General features: G+C 44.7%; 16 protein-coding genes and 1 rRNA gene. 4 read left to right on the top strand and 13 right to left on the bottom strand.

What is annotated here, in order from left to right; all coding sequences use genetic code 11:
* The 13 genes from MZO41_RS07150 to pth form a co-directional block, all read right to left on the bottom strand.
* Positions 1-405 (bottom strand): 16S ribosomal RNA (locus tag MZO41_RS07150); the annotation flags it as partial.
* Positions 406-1,004: 599 nt separating this feature from the next.
* On the bottom strand, positions 1,005-2,504 hold the full coding sequence (gene lysS, locus MZO41_RS07145; RefSeq protein WP_003642090.1) for a lysine--tRNA ligase: 1,500 nt from the start codon (positions 2,502-2,504) through the stop codon (positions 1,005-1,007).
* Positions 2,505-2,607: 103 nt separating this feature from the next.
* The gene (dusB, locus tag MZO41_RS07140) at positions 2,608-3,615 is read right to left on the bottom strand and encodes a tRNA dihydrouridine synthase DusB (protein ID WP_003642089.1); all 1,008 of its coding nucleotides are present in this window, start codon (positions 3,613-3,615) and stop codon (positions 2,608-2,610) included.
* Positions 3,615-4,502: an Hsp33 family molecular chaperone HslO gene (gene hslO / locus MZO41_RS07135; RefSeq protein ID WP_003642088.1), complete on the bottom strand. Its 888-nt coding sequence runs from the start codon at positions 4,500-4,502 to the stop codon at positions 3,615-3,617. The genes dusB and hslO overlap by 1 nt, the downstream gene beginning before the upstream one ends.
* 148 nt (positions 4,503-4,650) lie before the next feature.
* Positions 4,651-6,888 carry an ATP-dependent zinc metalloprotease FtsH gene (ftsH, locus tag MZO41_RS07130; protein ID WP_003643854.1) on the bottom strand — a complete coding sequence of 746 codons (2,238 nt, stop codon included), beginning with the start codon at positions 6,886-6,888 and terminating at the stop codon, positions 4,651-4,653.
* 79 nt (positions 6,889-6,967) lie between these two features.
* Positions 6,968-7,510, bottom strand: coding sequence for a hypoxanthine phosphoribosyltransferase (gene hpt, locus MZO41_RS07125; protein WP_003642086.1), 543 nt, complete (start codon positions 7,508-7,510; stop codon positions 6,968-6,970).
* A gap of 19 nt (positions 7,511-7,529) precedes the next feature.
* Entirely contained in the window at positions 7,530-8,876 is a 1,347-nt protein-coding gene (tilS, locus tag MZO41_RS07120) for a tRNA lysidine(34) synthetase TilS (RefSeq protein WP_013355211.1), read from the bottom strand.
* Positions 8,877-9,159: 283 nt separating this feature from the next.
* The gene (locus MZO41_RS07115; RefSeq protein WP_003642084.1) at positions 9,160-9,699 is read right to left on the bottom strand and encodes a S1 domain-containing RNA-binding protein; all 540 of its coding nucleotides are present in this window, start codon (positions 9,697-9,699) and stop codon (positions 9,160-9,162) included.
* Positions 9,700-9,823: 124 nt separating this feature from the next.
* Positions 9,824-10,222 carry an FtsB family cell division protein gene (locus MZO41_RS07110; RefSeq protein WP_003642083.1) on the bottom strand — a complete coding sequence of 133 codons (399 nt, stop codon included), beginning with the start codon at positions 10,220-10,222 and terminating at the stop codon, positions 9,824-9,826.
* A 120-nt stretch (positions 10,223-10,342) separates the two neighbouring features.
* Positions 10,343-10,624 (bottom strand): RNA-binding S4 domain-containing protein, encoded by a 282-nt coding sequence (locus MZO41_RS07105; protein WP_024272511.1) that lies wholly within the window; start codon positions 10,622-10,624, stop codon positions 10,343-10,345.
* A gap of 2 nt (positions 10,625-10,626) precedes the next feature.
* A complete protein-coding gene (locus tag MZO41_RS07100) occupies positions 10,627-12,231 on the bottom strand; it encodes a putative polysaccharide biosynthesis protein (protein ID WP_013355210.1) in 1,605 nt (534 codons plus the stop codon).
* A gap of 174 nt (positions 12,232-12,405) precedes the next feature.
* On the bottom strand, positions 12,406-15,933 hold the full coding sequence (mfd, locus tag MZO41_RS07095) for a transcription-repair coupling factor (RefSeq protein WP_011101049.1): 3,528 nt from the start codon (positions 15,931-15,933) through the stop codon (positions 12,406-12,408).
* Positions 15,934-15,952: 19 nt separating this feature from the next.
* Positions 15,953-16,510, bottom strand: coding sequence for an aminoacyl-tRNA hydrolase (gene pth, locus MZO41_RS07090; RefSeq protein ID WP_003642079.1), 558 nt, complete (start codon positions 16,508-16,510; stop codon positions 15,953-15,955).
* A 331-nt stretch (positions 16,511-16,841) separates the two neighbouring features.
* Here pth and MZO41_RS07085 point away from each other — a divergent pair, with 331 nt between their 5' ends.
* The 4 genes from MZO41_RS07085 (at position 16,842) to MZO41_RS07070 (ending at position 21,880) form a co-directional block, all read left to right on the top strand.
* On the top strand, positions 16,842-17,804 hold the full coding sequence (locus MZO41_RS07085; RefSeq protein WP_003642078.1) for an L-lactate dehydrogenase: 963 nt from the start codon (positions 16,842-16,844) through the stop codon (positions 17,802-17,804).
* A 218-nt stretch (positions 17,805-18,022) separates the two neighbouring features.
* Positions 18,023-19,417 carry a L,D-transpeptidase family protein gene (locus tag MZO41_RS07080; RefSeq protein ID WP_022638510.1) on the top strand — a complete coding sequence of 465 codons (1,395 nt, stop codon included), beginning with the start codon at positions 18,023-18,025 and terminating at the stop codon, positions 19,415-19,417.
* Positions 19,418-19,571: 154 nt separating this feature from the next.
* Complete coding sequence (gene cbpA / locus MZO41_RS07075) at positions 19,572-20,210, top strand: cyclic di-AMP binding protein CbpA (protein WP_003643849.1); 639 nt, start codon at positions 19,572-19,574, stop codon at positions 20,208-20,210.
* 764 nt (positions 20,211-20,974) lie between these two features.
* Positions 20,975-21,880, top strand: coding sequence for a proline iminopeptidase-family hydrolase (locus MZO41_RS07070; RefSeq protein ID WP_013355206.1), 906 nt, complete (start codon positions 20,975-20,977; stop codon positions 21,878-21,880).
* Positions 21,881-21,893: the final 13 nt, after the last annotated feature.

Here is a 21,893-nt window from a genome sequence, read left to right as displayed (position 1 = left end):
TCGTCCATTGTGGAAGATTCCCTACTGCTGCCTCCCGTAGGAGTTTGGGCCGTGTCTCAGTCCCAATGTGGCCGATTACCCTCTCAGGTCGGCTACGTATCATTGCCATGGTGAGCCGTTACCTCACCATCTAGCTAATACGCCGCGGGACCATCCAAAAGTGATAGCCGAAGCCATCTTTCAAACTCGGACCATGCGGTCCAAGTTGTTATGCGGTATTAGCATCTGTTTCCAGGTGTTATCCCCCGCTTCTGGGCAGGTTTCCCACGTGTTACTCACCAGTTCGCCACTCACTCAAATGTAAATCATGATGCAAGCACCAATCAATACCAGAGTTCGTTCGACTTGCATGTATTAGGCACGCCGCCAGCGTTCGTCCTGAGCCAGGATCAAACTCTCAAATTAATGATGAGTTCTAAAAAGCTCATTTAATGTTGTACTAAAATTTATTTGCTAGCGAATTGACTTCGCAAATGTTTTGCTCTTGATTCAAAATCAAGAGACCCTACACATTTGATTCGTCGAAACTTTGTTCAGTTTTCAAAGGTCTAAATCGTTCGTTGATTACCTCAACGCAACTTAATCATCATATCAAGTTATCAACATCTTGTCAACAACTTTTTATAATTAATTTTCGTTGGAAGCAAGCGGCTAACCGCTTTGTGCGCCTCAACAACGTATACTAATTTACCAATTATCCTGATAAATTGCAAGCCCTAAAATGCAAAAATAACCAGTCAATAATATCATGTTAATCAATCCACTTTGACAATATACGGTATTTAAAACCATAATCATGTTAATTGACTTCAAACCCTATCTACCACCACAATAAAATTCGCTTTTACTTAAGTTTAACCCCCAAACACCTCAATAATGTTCGGGTAAAAATAATCTAACTTTTTTTCAATAAATCGCTTTCTGAACTAAAGTTACTCAATCTGACCCAACAAAAACGGCAGTTAGCTTAGGAAACCCTAAGCTAACTGCCGTTTTAAATCTAATTATTTATCTTCTTCTGGACGCATCGTTGGGAAAAGTAAGACATCACGAATCGAATCCGCATCCGTCATTAACATAACCAACCGATCAATCCCGATACCTAACCCACCAGTAGGCGGCATCCCGTATTCCAACGCCTCGACAAAGTCTTCATCAATATGTTCAGCTTCGTCGTTACCAGCAGTCCGTTCCGCAGCCTGAGCTTCGAAACGTTGCCGTTGGTCAATTGGATCATTCAATTCACTGAACGCATTGGCGTATTCATTACCTAAGATGAAGAGTTCAAAACGATCAGTAAACCGTGGATCTTCTTCATTCTTCTTAGCTAATGGCGAAATTTCAACTGGATGACCATAAACAAAGGTTGGTTCATTCAACGTGTCTTCAACAAATTCTTCAAAGAACGCATTAATGATATGACCAACTTTCCAGTATGGTTCATACTTCACGTGATGTTCATCCGCCAATTTTTGTGCATCTTCAATTGACATTGGTTGCCAGAAATCAATCCCAGTCTTTTCTTTAATCGCATCGACCATGTGAATTTGCTTAAATGGTTGATTGAAATCAACTTTTTGATCATGATAAGTGACAATGCCATCGTCAGTTACGGCTTGCGCTGCGGCTTTAAAAATACCTTCCGTCTCAGCCATTACATCATGGAAGTCGAAATAGGCGACATAAGTTTCCATCATGGTAAATTCAGGATTATGTTCACGGTCCATCCCTTCATTACGGAAAACCCGACCAATCTCATAAACCTTTTCCATGCCACCAACGATCAGGCGCTTCAAATGTAATTCCAACGCAATTCGTAAGTAGAGATCAATGTTCAACGCATTGTGGTGAGTCACAAATGGCCGTGCTGCCGCACCACCAGCTTGATTATGCAACATTGGCGTCTCAACTTCTGTGAAGCCTTGATCGTCTAAATGATGCCGAATCGCTGAAATGATCTTCGTCCGCTTCAAGAAACGATCAAAGCTATCGCGGTTAGAGATCAAGTCCAAATACCGTTGGCGATAGATCTGTTCCACATTCTGTAACCCATGGAACTTATCTGGCAATGGTCGTAACGCCTTTGATAAGAACGTTAAACCAGTTACTTTAATCGTTAATTCGCCAAAGTCCGTCTTAAAAACTTGGCCGGTAATTCCAAGGAAATCACCAATATCAGAACGCTTGAAGATATGGTAAGTATCTTCGCCGACTACATCTTTACGAATGTATAACTGCATCTTACCTGAGCGATCCCAGATATCAGCAAAACCGACTTTACCCTTACCACGCTTAGCTAGCATCCGTCCAGCAATGGTTGCCACCACTTGTTTAGCGTCTAGCTCGTCCTTATCCATATCCCCATACTTGTCTTGCAAGTCCTGGGCTAAATCAGTCCGTTCGAACCGGTGACCAAAGGGATCAATCCCCTCTTCACGCAGTTCATCCATTTTTTCGCGACGAACCTTCAGTTGGTCGTTCATCGTCTGTTCTTGTCGTGCCACTAGTGTTCCTCCATTTCTAGTTAGCGTACAGATTTATTCCGTACCTAAACAATCACTACATGTTAATTTTGACAATCACGCCGCCAAAATGCAAGTTAATTATTCACTTTACCGCGTGACTAGCCAAATAAGTTGCCGTCTGCTCCTGAAACTGCGTTAAAATGCGCATCATTTCTGCTAACGAGCTTGCCTCCATTAAAGCCACTTTGGTCCGTGCCGACCTTGGGATGCCTTTTAGATAGTACGGCGCTTGTTCACGGAATTCATGACATCCGCCCCGCTCACCTTTTAAAACCACTAACCGCTGCAAATGTTCCATTGCCGTTTGCATCTTAGCCATCGGTGTGGGTGGCGTTAGTAACTCCCCGGTTGCTAAATAGTGTACTGTCTGGGTAAGCATCCACGGATTACCTTCTACCGCCCGGCCAATCATGACGGCATCGGCCCCGACTTCATCAAGCATCCGCGCAGCATCTTGAGGTGTCTGAACGTCACCATTACCCATCAATGGAATCGTGAGGGCATCCGCCACCCGTTTTAACACGTCCCAATCAGCATGGCCTTGGTACATCTGCTTACGAGTCCGTCCATGCATTGCAACGGCAGCTGCACCAGCTCGTTCGGCAGCCCGCGCATTCTCGACGGCATATACGTGCTCTGCGTCCCAACCAGTTCGCATCTTGACCGTCACTGGTTTATTAACCGCAGCAGTCACAGCCGCGACCATCTCGTAGACTTTATCTGGACTTAAAAGCCACTTAGCGCCCGCATCAGTCTTAACCACTTTATTCACCGGACAGCCCATATTAATATCAATAATATCAGCATTGGTCTGCTGATCGACAAACTGGGCGGCTTGAACCAGTGTTGCTTTCGAACCACCAAAGATTTGAATACTCATTGGATGTTCTTTTGGATCAACAAACATCATTTCCAGGGTCTTACGATTATGATACATGATCCCGCGATCAGAAATCATCTCACAAACGACTAACCCCGCACCAAAATCCTTGCAGATTACTCGAAAGGCCGCGTTAGTCACGCCGGCCATCGGTGCCACTACGACACGATTGGGAATCGTCACATCACCGATCTGCCACTCTTGATTCATTAAGCGTCACCCTTGGACCGTGAGAGCACTGCTTCTAGTTCGCGTTCACTGAACTGATACTGGTCCCCACAAAAATGACAAACTGCCGTGGCACCATGATCTTCATCAATCATTGCTTGAACCTCATGCTTAGGCAAAGCCATTAGTGCTTCGGCAAATCGTTCTTTAGAACAATCGCATTCAAACTTAACTGGCATTTTATCTAATACCTTAACGTCACCATCAAATAACAAATCCAAAATATCTTCTGGTGACTTACCATCACGCATCAATTGGGAGACTAACGGCATGTCTTTGAGCTTGTTTTCTAGCGAGCTGATGGCTTCATCCGTCGCATTTGGCAATACTTGCACCAAAAAGCCACCGGCAACTCCAATCGAATTGTCGTCATTTACAAACACCGACAAGCCAACAGCTGATGGAATCTGTTCGGACTGTGCTAAGTAATACGTAAAGTCTTCGCCTAATTCACCAGAAACTAACGCAACCGTTCCGGTGAATGGATCCCCAACCCCCTGATCCTTAGTCACAGATAAAAAGCCATCAGTTCCAACAGCCGCCTTCACATCGATCTTATGCTTATCATTCAAAGGCAAGTGCACATGGGGGTGCTGTAAATACCCCTTGACCGTACCTTTAGCATTGCCATCAACAACGATACCACCAACAGGACCGTTCCCGTTGATTTTAACGGTCATTTGTTCTTCACCCTTTAAAACCGATGATGCTAATAATAACGTACCAACCAAGCTGCGGCCTAACGCTGCTGATGCTGCACTCCAGGTATCATGTCGGCGTTGGGCTTCAGCAACCACGCCCGTTGCGCTAACTGCGTACGCTCGAAACATCTCATTACCCGCGACGCTTTTTACTAAATAATCTGCCATTTAATCATACTCCTATCTCAATCCGTCTTTAATTGCGACCCGACGCTCATAACCGAATTAACGCAATTGATTTATTTTCCTGAAATATCATAACGCATAAAAGGAGCCGAGACAAAGTCCCAGCTCCTTCATTTTACTTTATTCAATACTATGCTTGCGAATTAGTATCATCCTGCGATGATGGTGTGGCACTTTCAGCATTTGGTAAACCAGTGGCTGAAGTTGCGACATCACTGTCGGTAGCTGATTCAGTGGCTGAATTAGCTGTTGAATTGACACTACTGTCAGCACTAACTTCTGAACTAGCATCCGATTCACTTGGGAAACTTGGTTCAGCAACACTCACATTAGTCGTAGTGTCAGCTGAGTCTGCTTGCTTATCATCCGCACTTTGGTTTTGCGCGTGCTTTTCAGCTTCGCGACGTTCCAATTCACGTTTGGATTCTTCGAAGGTAGCTGCTTTCTCACTTGGGAATTCATTACTATCCTTTTCAGGCATCTTACCAGTCTTAAACAGACTGAGAATTTGCTTTTCATCCAATGTTTCGTACTTCAATAAGGCTTCCGCAATTAACTTATGCTGTTCACGGTGTGATTCGATAATATCCGTAGCAGTTTGATGCGCTTCTTGGCTCAAACGCCGGACTTCATCATCGATCAATTGTGCCGTATGTTGTGAAAAGGCACTCGCACCCATACCCTGTTGGTAAGCTGCTTGTTGGTTGGCATTTTCTAACTCAACAGGACCAAGCTTTTCACTCATCCCATATTGAGTAACCATTGCCCGAGCAATTTGCGTTGCCTGTTCAAAGTCATTAGAAGCACCTGATGATTGCGCCCCAAAGATAATTTCTTCAGCAGCACGACCACCCATTAAACCAGCCATTTGTTCCTTCGCATCACGTTTCGACATCAACATCTGATCTTCACGTGGTAACATGATGGCATAACCGCCAGCACGACCCCGTGGCACGATCGTTACTTTATGAACGACCCGTGCATCATTCAAGACCAATCCAACAATCGTATGACCAGCTTCGTGATAAGCCACGGTTTCCCGTTCATGCTTATTCACAACGCGATCATGCTTAGCAGGTCCGGCAATGACCCGATCTTCTGCTTCATCGAGATCCGCAGCGTCAACTTGCTTCTTATTACGACGGGCAGCTAACAAGGCCGCTTCGTTCAATAAGTTTTCCAAATCGGCACCCACGAATCCAGGTGTTTGCTTGGCAATTTCCTTCAAATCAACGTCAGCTGCTAATGGCTTATTCTTAGCATGGACTTTTAAGATGGCTTCCCGACCCTTGACGTCTGGACGACCAACTAAGATCTTCCGGTCGAAACGACCTGGACGAAGTAAGGCAGGATCAAGTACATCAGAACGGTTTGTCGCCGCCATGACGATGACACCTTCATTACCTGTAAAACCATCCATTTCAACTAACAATTGGTTCAGGGTTTGTTCACGTTCATCATGACCGCCGCCCATACCATTGCCACGTTGCCGACCAACCGCATCAATTTCATCAATAAAGATGATAGATGGGGCGTTCTTCTTAGCTTGTTCGAATAAGTCCCGAACCCGGCTAGCACCAACCCCGACGAACATTTCGACGAAGTCAGAACCAGAGATTGAGAAGAATGGGACACCAGCTTCACCGGCAACCGCTTTAGCAAGCAACGTTTTACCAGTACCAGGAGGCCCCTCGAGGAGTACCCCAGATGGGATCCGTGCACCTAAGGACACGAACTTCCGCGGATCTTTCAAGAATTCGACAACTTCGACCAATTCTTGCTTTTCTTCTTCTTCACCGGCAACATCTGAGAAACGAACCTTATTTTGCTTACTATCAGCTGGTTTTGCTTTGGTCTTACCAAAGTTCATAACCCGGTTGTTCCCGCCGCCTTGTCCTGCTTGTCCCATCATCATATAGAAGAGGAATAACATCAGGATGACTGGCGCGATGTACATTAATAACGTGACCCAGATGCCGCTAGATTCTTCGGCCTTAGCCGTAACCTTGACGTCATGCTTAGCCGCCAACTTAGAAACTTGGTCAACCGTGGAGTTGTTTTCCAACATCGTTGTTGAAAATGACGTCGTCTTTGTAGATGCGCTCTTGATACCAAGGGCGTTTGCAGAAGAAGTCGTCCGTGCTTTCCGGTATGAACCAGTTACCTTGTAGACGCCGCCACTAGGCTGGATACTAACGTTTTTAACGTTATTCTTATCTAATTGTTTGACAAATTCGCTATAACGAATATTTTGCGTTTGTGAGCCGGAATTACCGCCAAAGAAAAAGTAGATAATTCCCATCAAGCTCAGAAACATCAAAATGTAAAATAAGCTATTACGAAAGAGTCCATTGCGTCGATTGTTCATATGTGCCTCCTTCATCGAAACTTTTATATACAGTACTTCGATAGTCTAAATAATAGCACATTTGACTATCATTGACCAATTATTTATGCTCGTAAATCGCAGGTTTTAAAATCCCAACGTACGGCAAGTTCCGATAGCGTTCTGCATAGTCAAGACCGTAACCGACCACAAACTCATTCGGTACTTCAAAACCAATATAATCTGCCTTAATATCAACGAGTCGACCAGCTGGTTTATCCAATAACGTGCAGACCTTAACTGAGTTCACATCGCGCCGCTTCAACAAATCGATCAAGAACTTCAACGTCCGCCCGGTATCAATGATGTCTTCAATGACTAACACATCACGACCCGTCACATCAGCATCTAAGTCCTTCGTTAGTTGAACCTCACCACTAGAGATCGTTTCATTACCGTAACTTGATAAATTAATAAAATCAAGATCCGCGTAAATATCCATTTCACGAATAATGTCCGTGGTAAATAAAACGGCACCCTTGAGTACGCAAATAATTAATGGGTTCTTGCCAGCATATGCAGTTGTGAGTTCTTTTCCTAATTTTTGTGCAACCTGATGGATATCCTCGCGACTATAAAGTACTCGTTCAATGTCGTTGTTCATCGTTTCAGATGTACTCCTTTCAACTCTCGTGTTTTAAGGCTAAAAATACTGTCTGGGTACCAGTCGTACGATAGCTAAACTTATGACCGACCACCCACAGAACGTTCCCTTGAGCATTCACTAACACTTGCACCTGTTCACGCCGTTCAGCCGGAACTTTTCGATCAATCAGCAGTCGACGTACCAGCTGATGACCACCGCCCTTGAGAACGATTCGATCACCAGCTTGCCACGGCCGCCACACTAGCGGCCAATCGGCTTCTGTTAACCAAAATGGCTGACTGACAACATTTGGCACCCGCGTAAAGATTCCCACCGTTTGGGTTGCAGTAATTTTCTGCCATTGGTTTAAGTCTACCATAATTTTTTCACGGGGCATTAACTTTTTACCCCTTTTTTTTATTGGCAAAGCTTCAATGATACCAGCGTTACGGTACAACTCCCAGGCCGCGTTTACCGTTAATCTACTCGTGGCAGGCCGCGTCCGTTGTCCCCACGAGACCAGCGGTTGTAACTTCGACTCGGTGAATAGTTGTTGCGTCTGCTGCTCGAGCCACGTCGCAAAAACGGCTAACTGCCACTGGCTCGGGAGTGCGCCCCACTGATCAACAACCAACGCCCCTGTGGCCGTTACGACCTGCGACAGTAATACCGTGACCATTTGCTTTTTAGCCATCAACAGCGTTGTCAACTGTTGCTGGTAATCGGCCACATGCTTTAATAACTGGGGATTAACCGTCATAAGTTCTGGCACGACACGGTGCCGAATCCGATTACGGGTCAAGGCCACATCTTGATTAGTAACGTCTTCAAAATAAACGACATGCTGCTCAGCAGCATAGTTTCGTAGCTGATCTTTCGACCACGTCAACAACGGCCGAATTAATCGGCCCGTTGCAAAGGGCCGACTAGTTGCGATTCCTGTCAATTGTGAGATGTCGCCACCACGCGCAAGCTTCATCAGATACGTTTCGACTTGATCATTGGCGTGGTGCGCAGTCAAAACTGCCGTTGCACGATTTTCCCGCATCACCTTAGCAAAAACATGGTACCGAAACTGACGCCCAGCTGCTTCAATACCACTCTTGGGATGTGCCGCGGGTAGCCAATCGGCCATGACTAGCTTCAAGTTTTGCTGCTGGCAATATTGTCGCAAGTAGTCCGCTTCCATTTGACTTTGTTCGCGTAAATGATGATTAACATGAGCCACCACTACCCGTGGCCGTTCCGCTGCTGGCAATCGTTGCAACAAATGCAACAATACCATTGAATCGACCCCAGTCGACACCGCTACCACCACTGTTTGCTGTGGTGATAACAGTTTGGCTGCAGCTAATTGCCGATTGAACTTTTGAATTGGTGTCATCTTAACCTCCCATCTAACTTCATTATAAATACATTGGATTTATTTATTGTTAAAACTTGCCGATTAGTTGGCTGGTCGTTTGTCACCTATTTGAACATTATTCCGACTGGATAGCATAAGATGAACTAGCCAAGCAAGTTTACGGTAACTCACACCGTTTCCAACGTGTCTCGCTGACTGACCTTGAACAATCGGCAATTTTCAATAAAAAAAGCACGGTCGTGACTCTAAATAGCCGCACCGTGCTTCAAAATTTAACTAGATTAATGGCAAGTCACTAAGTTTAGCTACGACGACCACCACGGCCACCACGCTTACCTTCAGTATTACGCTTTAAGGTTGCTAGCCGATCCTCGCTATCTTTTAAGAAGCCAGACATCAATGAATCAAAGTCCTGCTTCTTAGGTTCATGTTGTCGTGATTGGTAACGACCGCCGCCATTTCCCCCACGACTATGGAAATTATTTGACCGATCGTGATGATTGCCATTGCTTTGACGTTCACCATGACCATGGTTGTTACCTTGATGATTGTTTGGCCGGTTGCCACCCTGATGGTTGCCATGATGTTCATGTTCACCTTGAGGTTTGTCAACCGCTTTACGGATTGACAAGCCAATCTTACCGTCATCACCAACGGATAACACTTTGACTGTAACATCGTCGCCCACGCTCAAGACATCATGAATGTCCTTTACAAAGCCATCGGAAACCTCACTGATGTGTACTAGCCCCGTTTGATTATTACCCAAGTTTACAAATGCACCAAAATTAGTAATCCCAGATACCTTACCAGTGACTTTTGTACCTACTTCAATTGCCATAAAAAAAGTTGTTCCTCCTATGAAATAATGGTTTTAGTATAGCATACTTTGTGAAACGTTGAGTTATACATTTAAGCAATTAATAAAAAGTGGTCTACTCATATAAAGCAGACCACAACCCCGATTAGTTGGCAGTTACATCGGCAGCATTATCATTTGGTAAGCTGTAGACCGTTTCGCCACTCTTCGTATAATCATACTTTGAACGTAATAACTTTTGTAAGTAATCCTTATTATTCAACTGTTTGATCTGACTCTCAAGTTGATTATTTTTTTGCTGCACCTTTTTTAATTTAACTTGACTGGTCGCAACTTGACGGTTTACCTGGTGCAGATTGGACCGCGTATTAATCAACTGAAAACCAAAGAATAGTATCAATGCTCCGAACACCGCAACAATCAAAATAAACCGTCGCCGCCGTACTTGTGCAACACGCTGGGCTTGCCCATGCTCGTCGGTGGCAACTTGACGAATATAATCATTATCTAACTGCTTGATTTTGTTACGTGACCCGTTCGTCATGTTGGTCCAGTCCTTTCAAATTGGGTTGCCTAAATTATAACAACTTCATCGGCCGGTGTAAACGACATCATGCTGATTAAGTCAACGTTTACGACCATTTCGATGAACGGATACACCGACCTAATCACTAAATGGTTGGCGATAATCCGTTTTGTAGTCTTCGCTGATGATGTCATACATCAGCTCGGCATCATTTTTCTTAGTTGTTTCCAATAACTGCGTCACTTTGACTGTTAATGTCTTATTTCCAAAACTAATAATTAGTTCATCATCAACGCTAACATTACTGGAAGATTTCGCTACCTTACCGTTAATTTGAATCCGCCCCTTATCGGCGATTTCTTTAGCAACAGAGCGCCGCTTGATGATTCGTGAAACCTTTAAAAACTTATCTAAACGCATACTCATGAATGATGTTCCTTTCCTTTTGCAACGGCCTTAATTAGCCGCTTTCCATATGGCAACACTAACCACTCGCGAATCGTGAATAATCGGGCATAGACGGCCCCGGCAACAAACACCAGCACACCGATTAGCACCCCAATCACCGTTATAATTCCAGCCATTCCACGCGTATTCGCTAGTATCGGACCTACTAAGGCGGTGATTTGATGACAACTAAGGATCACCACGATACCCATTACGGCACTTAATGCGAGCAATTTTATCAAATAACCACTCTCTAATAGCACCTGCTGCAAGTCTTCCGGCGAACCTAACCACATGACCGCAAACATCACGGCCAAGCTCAATACGGTCACCGCACTGGCACCGTTGATGCCATAGTGGACCACGAAGATGTAATTAGCCAGCACTTTTGTCGCTAATCCAGCAATGATGCCAATGATCATGGCCGTATATTCGTTCAAACTCTGTAACACACTTGTATACGTCGTAATCAACGCTGCAAATAAAATACTAATAATATAGATTCGCAATGCCGTTGTTCCTTCTAATGAACCAAATAACAAGCGATTGATTTGTGGCATCAACGCAACTAGACCGACCGTCGCTGCCATTGATAATGCTAAACTAACGTGAACCATCGCCTGTGTCTGGCGCTTGAATTCAATCGGTTGACGCTTGGCTAACGCATCCGTCAAAGCAGGCAATAACGTTGCTGAAAAGGCCGTCGCCACCACCAACCCTAACTGAACCAAAGGTTGACCACGATCGTAGACCCCTTTTAGTGCCTTGGCTACTTCTGGTAACTGACCTTGATGCACCAAGCCCCGCATAACCGTAAATGAATCCACTAATTGCAGTAAGATAACAACAGCGGCGACAAGACACAGCGTCCCACCTTCAATTACAAATCTTTTGGTTAATTTGCGATAACTAGGTAACGGGTGGGTCGGTGCGGGTGCGGGCGCCAATAAATAGCGTAGACCAAAAACAGTAAAAATCAGTGATGAACAGATTGCAGCTAGTGGCGCTGAACTCATTGCCCACGTTCCCATCCGATAATTATCCCAACCGAGACGGACACTGAAATATGCAGCCATGATGATAATTGCGACCCGTACGACCTGTTCGATCAGTTGGGACACTGCGGTCGGTCCCATCAAAAATTTTCCTTGATAGTAACCACGGCCGGTTGCTAACCATGGCATAAAGACAAACATCCAAGCCACGGCACTAATGATTGGTGCTAGATTAACGTCACCCATGTGGGCCGCAATCCACGTTGCACCAAGCTGCAAGCCGAAAAAGACGACCAACGATAATCCGGATAAGATATGAAACGCCCGCCGTGCAATCAGCGACTTACTCGTTTCGTCTGGCTGTTCTGCCACTAACTTAGAAATAAAATTTGGAAATCCATTTAATGCAAAGGTCATGCCAATGCCGTACAGCGGATAAATCTGCTGATAAACGTAAAATCCCGTATTACCAACCATGTTCTGTAAGGGAATCCGGTATACCGCGCTTAAAATCTTAGCGACTAATGATGATATCGATAAAATTAACGCACCTTTGAACACGGTGTTCAAGTGATCCTTTGGCATAACAAATCCCTTCTACCGAGCAACTCGGTGTCTCATACTAATTCATTTGAGCCGTGCCCTGACTAGCCAGGACAACGCCCCATCAGACGATAATTCCTGCTATTTGCCATTGGTTCCACTCGATAGCGCTTAACCCACCCCGTGCAACCATGCTTCATAACAACAACTACCGAGCTAAGACGCACTAGCGACATCGTCTTCGGCTAAGATCAAACTCAGTTGTTCGACAAACTGTGTTAGTTGCGCCAGCCACTCATCCTGTTGCATCTTTGGCTGAATGACTAATTTAACCTTCATTTTATCATCATCAATTCCAACTGTCGCTTTTAATTTTGTTTTTGCCAAGGCCTTAAAAATATCTTTAGTATCTAGCTTAGCCGTCCCTTGTTTGGATAACGTTAGGTGTAGCTCACTATCGTCACGCTGAATCTTCTCAATCAGCGCGTCATCCGCCAATAACTTCAGCTTACCTACTGCTAATAGTCCAGCGACTTCTACCGGATAATCACCAAACCGATCCATTAAATCATCCTGAACTTCCATGTACTGATCATTATTCTCCAGCTGGCGAATCCGTTTATAAATTTCGATCTTTTGCCGTTCATCTTCAATATAGCTGGTCGGCAAGTAGGCTTCGATTCCAAGTTCGACCGTGGCATCGGTCTTAACTTTAGCCGCCTGACCACGCTTCTTCGCCACTGCTTCTGACAACATCTGGGTATAGAGGTCATAACCAACTGAGTCAATAAAGCCGTGCTGTTGCTTGCCTAACAAGTTACCAGCACCCCGAATCGACAAGTCGCGCATCGCGATTTTAAAGCCAGATCCAAGTTCCGTAAAGTCCTTGATGGCCTGTAACCGTTTCTCACCAACTTCTGTCAAAACTTTATTTTGCTGATAAGTAAAGTAAGCATAGGCGACCCGACTACTCCGACCAATCCGGCCACGCAACTGGTATAGCTGTGACAGTCCCATCCGGTCAGCATTTTCCACAAATAAGGTGTTGACGTTTGGAATATCAACCCCGGTCTCAATGATCGTCGTTGTCACTAACACATCGTACTCACCCCGAATGAAATCGTAGAGAATCCCTTCGAGTTGTGACTCAGGCATCTGACCATCAATATGGGCCACCGCCGCGTCGGGAACCAAGTCTTTGATCTGTGCAACGACTTTATCAATATCATGAACCCGGTTATGCAAATAAAAGACCTGCCCATTACGTTGCATTTCTCGTTCAATTCCCTCTTTAATGACGCCAAAATTCTGTTCCATGACGTACGTTTGGATCGGATAACGGTTCGTTGGCGGCGTCTCAATCACTGATAAGTCCCGTACACCGAGCATCGACATGTGTAATGTTCGCGGAATCGGCGTTGCCGTTAACGTCAAGACATCCACACTAGCCTTCAAGGCCTTCAGTCGTTCCTTGTGCTTGACCCCAAACCGTTGTTCCTCATCAATAATGAGCAGGCCCAGATCAGCAAACGCGACGTCCTTAGACAGTAAGCGGTGCGTACCAACCACGATGTCAATTTCACCACTCTTTAACTGTTGGACCGTCTCTTTCATTTCCTTAGTTGTTCTGAATCGTGACAGCATGCCAACGTTAATCGGGTAGCCTTCAAACCGATTCAGCATCGTTTCATAATGTTGCTGAGCTAAAATGGTCGTTGGCACTAGAAAGGCCACTTGTTTGCCGGCCTCAATCGCCTTAAACGCGGCCCGCAACGCGACTTCCGTCTTCCCATAACCAACATCGCCGACCAATAGGCGGTCCATCGGTTTCGGTCGTTCCATATCATGCTTGATTTCATTAATACTACGAATTTGATCCGGCGTCTCTGGGTACGGAAAATCGTTATCGAAATCATCTTGATAACTATCGTCCGGTGGAAAGGCGTAACCTTTCTCCGCCTCTCGCTTGGCATACAGGTCGACTAGTTCATCCGCGATATCTTCAATTTTCGCCGCAACTTTGCGCTTCGCTTTCGTCCATTCGGTACCACCCAACTTATTGATGCGTGGCGTCTTTGATTCTGACGAAACGTACTTTTGAACTAGGTTTAACTGGGTCACGGGAATAAAGATCTTCGCATTATTTTGATACGCAATCGTAATGTAGTCTTGATGGACACCATCAACTTCCAGCGTCTCCATACCAACGTACTTTCCGATCCCGTGATTGACGTGCACGACGTAATCGCCGGGTTTGAGATCCGTATAGCTCTTCAACCGTTCGGCATTAGCCAAGGTCTGACGACGTGGACGCTTCTTAGCCACCTTCTTGAACATTTCTTGCTCGGTTACGATGACTAATTTACCATCCGGAAACTCAAATCCATTTTGCAAGCTACCTTGCACGATTTGAACCGCCCCCGGTTGTAAATTAGTGGCCTTAGTCATGACCGCTTCGATTTCAAAATCATCAAGTGTATCACTGACCTTTGTCAGACGCTCAGCCTCTGATACCATCAAGACCACCGTCTGTTTAAGCTTATGCCACCGATCCAGTTCGGTCTTCAACGCTGGGAGCTGCCCAAAGAATTCCTGCATCGGGCGTGTGCGCACGTTAGTTACTTGCGCTAGTTTGACGTTGCCGATGCCCTTTTGAAACAGCGAAATCAAGAGTTGTGCATGTTGGTCATCCCGGAGCAAATCCCGAATATCATTGCCGTAACTCGCAGTTGCCAGCACCCGGTGATGTGCCAATTGGTCCGTAACCCAGTCAGCTTCTTGCGTTAATAACTGCTGCTCACTATCAAGCAAACGCGAATATTCTTCGAAGATAACGAGCCCGTCAGCGGCCACATAGTCAAAAATACTCGTTTTCCGGTCGTATAAATAATCGCCATATAATAATAAATCGTTTCCGATAATTCCTTTTTCCATGTCAGCTAAAGGTTGTGCTAAATTATCGGCCAAAGTCTGGCGTTCGGCTGGCTTGAGTTTCTTATTTTCAGCCGCAATCGCCGTTTTAAGACGCTGTGCCCCGGCCTGCAGCATAGCTGATGTTAGGATAAAGTCGGTAGCTGGTAAAATCGTATACTCATCCAAGTTTTCCACCGAACGTTGCGTTTCCGGGTCAAAATACTTCAGTGTATCAACTTCAGTATCAAAGAAGTCCAGTCGTAAAGGGTAGTCCGCATCTAACGGGTAAATATCCACGATTGAACCCCGTACCGCAAAATCTCCTGGGCGTGCGACTAACTTTTCCTTAACGTAACCCATGTCGTGTAGTTGCCGCTGCAAGTCTTCCAAATCAATATCTTGACCAACGGCTACCGGTAACGTGGCTGCTTGAAATTGTGCGACGGGCGGCAAGAACCGCCGGGCACCTGCAACCGAGGTCACGACCACTGCCGGACTGTCACGCAATAAGGCGTTTAAAGCCTGGACCCGTTGCGCTCGTGACTCTGGTGAACTTGTCGCAACCTCCGTCGCAATCATTTCTTCAGCTGGGAATAAAAAAACTTGGTCTTCATCTAAGAGACTCGTTAAATCATCCACTAGCTGACTCGCGTGAAAACCGTTATCGGTCACGATCAGTAATGAATGCGTTAATTGGTGAAATAGCGCGCTTAAATAAACCGTTCGTGCCGAACCGTTCAACCCGGTGATTAGTTGCCGACTACGCGGGCTGATACCTGCTAAAATTGTTTGAAAGTCGGGCGTTTGCTCAACAATCGTTTCAATATCCATTCTGTCGTTTCCTCCCGGGCTAGTTATATTGATTCATAACTGCCGCAAAATCATCATTTGCTAACCAAGCTTCGACCGCCGCTAGCGCCGTAATCTTAGCATCGTCAAACTTCGCCACTTCGGCTGGCGTAAATTTCCCCAACACGTAATCAACAACACTCATCTTCTGAGGATGGTCAATACCAACTTTAACGCGCTTGAAGTGCTGATCACCAACATGACTAATAATGCTCTTGATGCCATTATGACCACCCGCCGATCCCTTTTGTTTGAGGCGTACTTTTCCTAGTGGTAAATCTAAATCATCATGTATAACGAGCAAATCAGCAGGATCAACATTGTAATAGCTCATCAACGGTCCCACCGCTCGTCCAGAATCATTCATATAAGTGGCGGGTTTCACCAGTAAAATCTTCTCACCGTCTTGAAAAGCCGTTGCCACCTGTGCTTCAAATTTACTCGTTTGAAACGTAACGTTTAGTTTGCTAGCTAATTCGTCCACAATCATAAAACCAACATTATGACGTGTCTGGGCATATTGCCGCCCAATGTTGCCTAACCCAACGATCATTTTCATAATTTTATCTTCTCCTATTACTTTGCATACCAAAACAGGCCGAACCGGTAATCGACCCGATTCGGCAACTCTGAGTAACGATACCACCTAAGTCGTATTGGCACCACTACTCACACCGTGACCGACGCGCCCGCCAGTCAAGTGTTCAAAAGTTAGCGTTTATTAAGTGCGATAAGTATACCACAAAGGGCCTATTGACGCCCGCCAAAGGGTTTTGCGGACATTGTTAATAATTGTATTAAAAGCATGCTCAATCTAACACTTATTTTGCACAAACATGGTATACTTTAACCGTAAAAACTAAATTTTCACTACGAGAGGATGACTTATTTTGTCAAGCATGCCAAATCATCAAAAAGTTGTGTTAGTCGGCGACGGCGCTGTTGGTTCTAGTTACGCTTTTGCCATGGCACAACAAGGAATTGCTGAAGAATTTGTAATTGTCGATGTTGTTAAAGATCGGACAAAGGGTGACGCCCTTGATCTTGAAGACGCCCAAGCATTCACCGCTCCCAAGAAGATTTACTCAGGCGAATATTCAGATTGTAAGGACGCTGACTTAGTTGTTATTACAGCCGGTGCGCCTCAAAAGCCTGGTGAATCACGTTTAGACTTAGTTAACAAGAACTTAAATATCCTATCATCCATTGTCAAACCAGTTGTTGACTCCGGCTTTGACGGCATCTTCTTAGTTGCTGCTAACCCTGTTGACATCTTAACTTACGCTACTTGGAAATTCTCAGGTTTCCCAAAGGATCGTGTCATTGGTTCAGGGACTTCCTTAGACTCTTCACGTTTACGCGTTGCGTTAGGCAAACAATTCAATGTTGATCCTCGTTCCGTTGATGCTTACATCATGGGTGAACACGGTGATTCTGAATTTGCTGCTTACTCAACTGCAACCATCGGGACACGTCCAGTTCGCGATGTCGCTAAGGAACAAGGCGTTTCTGACGAAGATTTAGCCAAGTTAGAAGATGGTGTTCGTAACAAAGCTTACGACATCATCAACTTGAAGGGTGCCACGTTCTACGGTATCGGGACTGCTTTAATGCGGATTTCCAAAGCCATTTTACGTGATGAAAATGCCGTTTTACCAGTAGGTGCCTACATGGACGGCCAATACGGCTTAAACGACATTTATATCGGGACTCCGGCTGTGATTGGTGGAACTGGTTTGAAACAAATCATCGAATCACCACTTTCAGCTGACGAACTCAAGAAGATGCAAGATTCCGCCGCAACTTTGAAAAAAGTGCTTAACGACGGTTTAGCTGAATTAGAAAATAAATAATCATTTCATACGATTAAGTGTATGATGAACGCTCGTCTATAGCAGACGGGCGTTTTTTTGTTTGCTTGAGGGTACCTTAGCGATTCATTAAAGCGCAACACGCACTAAAGGCTATTTTTAAAACTTTCTTATCACGATTACCGGCCTTGAAGTTTGCACTCATCTCACTTCTGTTATAAGGTGAGAATATTACGAATATATGGAGGACCAACTTAATTATGAAACATAAACGTGGACTTATGATTGGGGGCAGTATCCTCGGTCTCCTCGTCATCGGATATGTTGCCACGAGCTTAATCTGGCAACATCAACAAACGTTCCTCAGTAATACGTCGGTCGCTGGTGTTGACGTCAGTGGTAAAACCGCCGCTCAAGCAGCACCGAAAGTTAATCGCGCTTTAGAACATCGCACTTATCGAATTATTGAAAACGGCCAAACAAAGTACTCATTTACCAGCAAATCAGCCGGTATTACAATCAATACTAAAAAAGATTTAACCAAATTAGTGACCAAACAAAACTACTGGCGTTGGCCCCTTGCACTATTGCAATCGGCTCAGGCTGATGATAGCTCAGCGGTTGGACAACTAACCATCAATCACACTGATTTGAAAACCCTACTACAAAAAATCACCACGACTGCCAATCAAACCAAACGAACAAAAACTGAAAACGCCAAGTTAGTTTATCAACATAACCAAGTTGAGATTAAGAAAGAAGTTCAAGGAACCGAATTAGATCAAGCTAAACTTAAGACGGTCGTCACCAAAGCAATTAGTAATGGTGACAGTCATATCACCCTTAAAGACGCCTACGTCACTCCGACCGTTACCAGCACGAGTGCTAGTTTAAAGACGGCCAAAGTAAAATCAGCGAAATACGCTACCGAAAAGGCCACCTATAATATCAACGGTCATAAATTCACGATTCCTCACGACCTAATTCTCAGTTGGATTAAAGTCGATAAGCAAGGCAAAGTGAGTTTAGACCAAAACGCTGTTCTGACTTACGTGAAGCAATTGAATGATAAGTATCATACCTATCATACGACGCGTCAGTTCAAGAGTACGGCGCGTGGGACCGTATCCGTCAGCGGTGGGTTTTATGGCTGGACCATTAAGACCGAAGCAGAGGCCAAAGCCCTTGCTACTGAAATTTTGAAAGGCAAGGACTTTACCCGCTCACCAATCACCAGTGGTTCCGGATATAACAACAAGGGCACCGACATCGGCAACACCTACGTCGAAGTTGATAAAGAAAATCAGCATATGTACGTCTACGTTGATGGGAAGCTCAAAGTTTCAACGGACATCGTTACTGGAAAGCCCGGTAAACACGCTACAACAACGGGTGTTTGGTACATCTGGAATAAGGAAAAGAACGCGACCCTTAAAGGTGATAATGACGATGGCTCAAGTTATTCCCAACCAGTTTCTTATTGGATGCCGTTCGATGACACTGGCGAAGGAATTCACGATTCTTCATGGCAAACTCAATATGGTGGTACTTGGTACAAGAAGCACGGCTCGCATGGTTGTGTGAACACCCCACCTTCTGTCATGAAAAAAGTTTTTGCTGCCGTGCCAGTCGGAACACCAGTCATTGTTTTCTAATTTAAATCTAATTTAACCAAGCCGGTCTGAATGTTATCAGGCCGGCTTTTTCATCCCTTTTAGCCGTCGTTTGATGTCATAATGATACGTGTAAGCGGTCGTTTTATGGTATTATTTATTAAAACAAACTAATAAATCTGGGGGACCAACTGCTATGCTATTAAAAACACTCGTAAAGCCTAAAGAACGCCTCGTCACCATTACGGCGGACGCGACCTTAGAGGACGCCTTAAAAGTCTTGGAGGATTCCGGCTTCCGCTGTATTCCAATCTTAGATGAAACCGGTCATATCTTCCGCGGCAACATCTATAAGATGCACATCTATCGGCACAAGTCACGGGGCGGCGACATGTCGCTTCCCGTGACGACCCTGCTTAAAAATGCCACGAAAACGATTCAAGTCGACTCCGCCTTCTACAACATCTTCTTCTCCATCAAAGATTTGCCATACATTGCGGTGCTCGATGAACACGGCTATTTCTATGGCATTCTCACTCATACGCGTCTGCTCGACATGCTCTCACAATCTTGGAACGTTAATGTTGGTAGCTATGTTTTAACAGTTGTCTCCGTTGGTGAACGTGGTGATCTTGCAGCCATGGCTAAGATTATCACGAAATATACTTCAATCGCCGGCTGCCTGACCTTAGACGTCCAAAACGGGACACTCGGTTATCGGACGCTCTTTACCTTGCCAGAAAATGTCGACAGTGAAAAGCTCAAACGAATTATCGACAACTTGAATCGCAAACAATTTAAAGTCATCGAAGTGGAAGATTTACAAGCTGAATAATCACAGTTGCCCCAAGGTTACCTTGGGGCTTTTTTAATGAGATGAATTTTCAGATCAAAAGCGACCAGCTTAAGACTGCTGAAAACAGTTCGAATTAGCGTAAACCTGTCTGACTGAAGCGTCCTACCACCGACTTACAGGCATTTTTGTCAATTGTCGGAACGTGGTGGGCGCAGATTTGAGTCAAAATATCGCGTCTCAAATGCTGGCCGTTCACTCCCTAATGCCATATTGACGAAACGTGTTCGGGTCAGCTGTGTTCCAGCAATTGGCACCCAGCTCCGGAAGTCTTAGTAGAACACACACTGGAATCTTGATGAAGCATTAAATTATCGCTGACTAATTTCAAACTATTTAAATCTACCTGCTAATTTTAACGACCAATATCATTTATCTAAAATCGTTTGACAAACATAATAGTCAATGATAAAGTAGTCAACATTAAATAAAGATTAGAAAATAATTAAACGCGACGATTAGGAAAGTAGCACTTAAGCAATTGTTCAGAGAGGTTCCGGTTGGTGAAAGGAATTCATATTGCTATCTTGTGAAAATCCCCTAATCACGGTAAGTGCGATCATTATTTGTGAGTACTTAATGGCAGCATCCATTATCATGCTAGCGCATCGTCACTTAACTTACCGTGCGTGAAGTGAGGCCAGTTTACTGGCAAATAATAGGTGGTACCGCGGAAACGCCCTATATCAATCAACTACTTGATTGGTATAGGGCGTTTTTATTGTCTAATCGAAGGAGGAATTTCTATGTTAACAGGAACTCATTTAATACAGCTAAAAAATGGTTTTCATTTATTTACTCGGACAGTTGGTCACGGGCCAGTCAAAGTATTATGCGTTCACGGTGGCCCTGGTAGTAATCATACTGAATTTGAAAACTTTGCCACTGAGCTAGGTGAAGAAAATTTTCAAATCAGCATGTATGATCAATTAGGCTCCTTTTACTCAGATCAACCTGACTTTTCAAGGCCTGAAAATCAACAGTTCTTGTCTTTGGATTATTATTTGTCTGAATTAGAAGAAGTCCGCCAGCAGCTCGGACTCGAAGACTTTTACTTACTTGGTCACTCGTGGGGGGGCTTATTGGCTCAAGAATATGCTCTGAAATATGGTCAGCACCTCAAAGGCTTAATTATCATGAGTATGATTGATAACATCGCTGAATACACACCACACGTCAATAAATTGCGCGAACAAACGTTAATAGCGAGCCAAGTTAGCTATATGCAAGATATTGAAAACGCGGAGGCCTTTGATGATCCAGAATACAAAAGCCTTGTCACGACTCTCAACCGGCACTTCGTTTGTCGTCATCCGGAAAATGCGCCTCGTCAATTAGTCTCAACACTAGCTACCCCTGTTTATAATTATTTTCAGGGCAATAACGAATTCGTGATGGTTGGGGCATTAAATGGCTGGGATCAACGTGCAAACCTCCATAAAATCATGACACCTACTTTACTCACTTTTGGGGAATACGACACGATGCCGCTATCAGTTGCCCGGCGTATGCAGCGAACTCTTCCAAAGGCACGGTTAACTTTAACGCCAGATGGTGGTCATTGTCATAGTGTAGATAATCCCACCGCTTTCTTCCATAGCTTGAGACGCTATCTCACCGATGTCGAAACCAATCAATTTACAGCATATTAATTGAGGAGGAACG

The organism is Lactiplantibacillus sp. C232 (genome assembly GCF_023806725.1).
Classification (GTDB): Bacteria; Bacillota; Bacilli; order Lactobacillales; family Lactobacillaceae; genus Lactiplantibacillus; species Lactiplantibacillus plantarum.
Note: the sequence above shows the minus strand (reverse complement) of the source record. Positions and strands in the feature narration are given on the sequence as shown.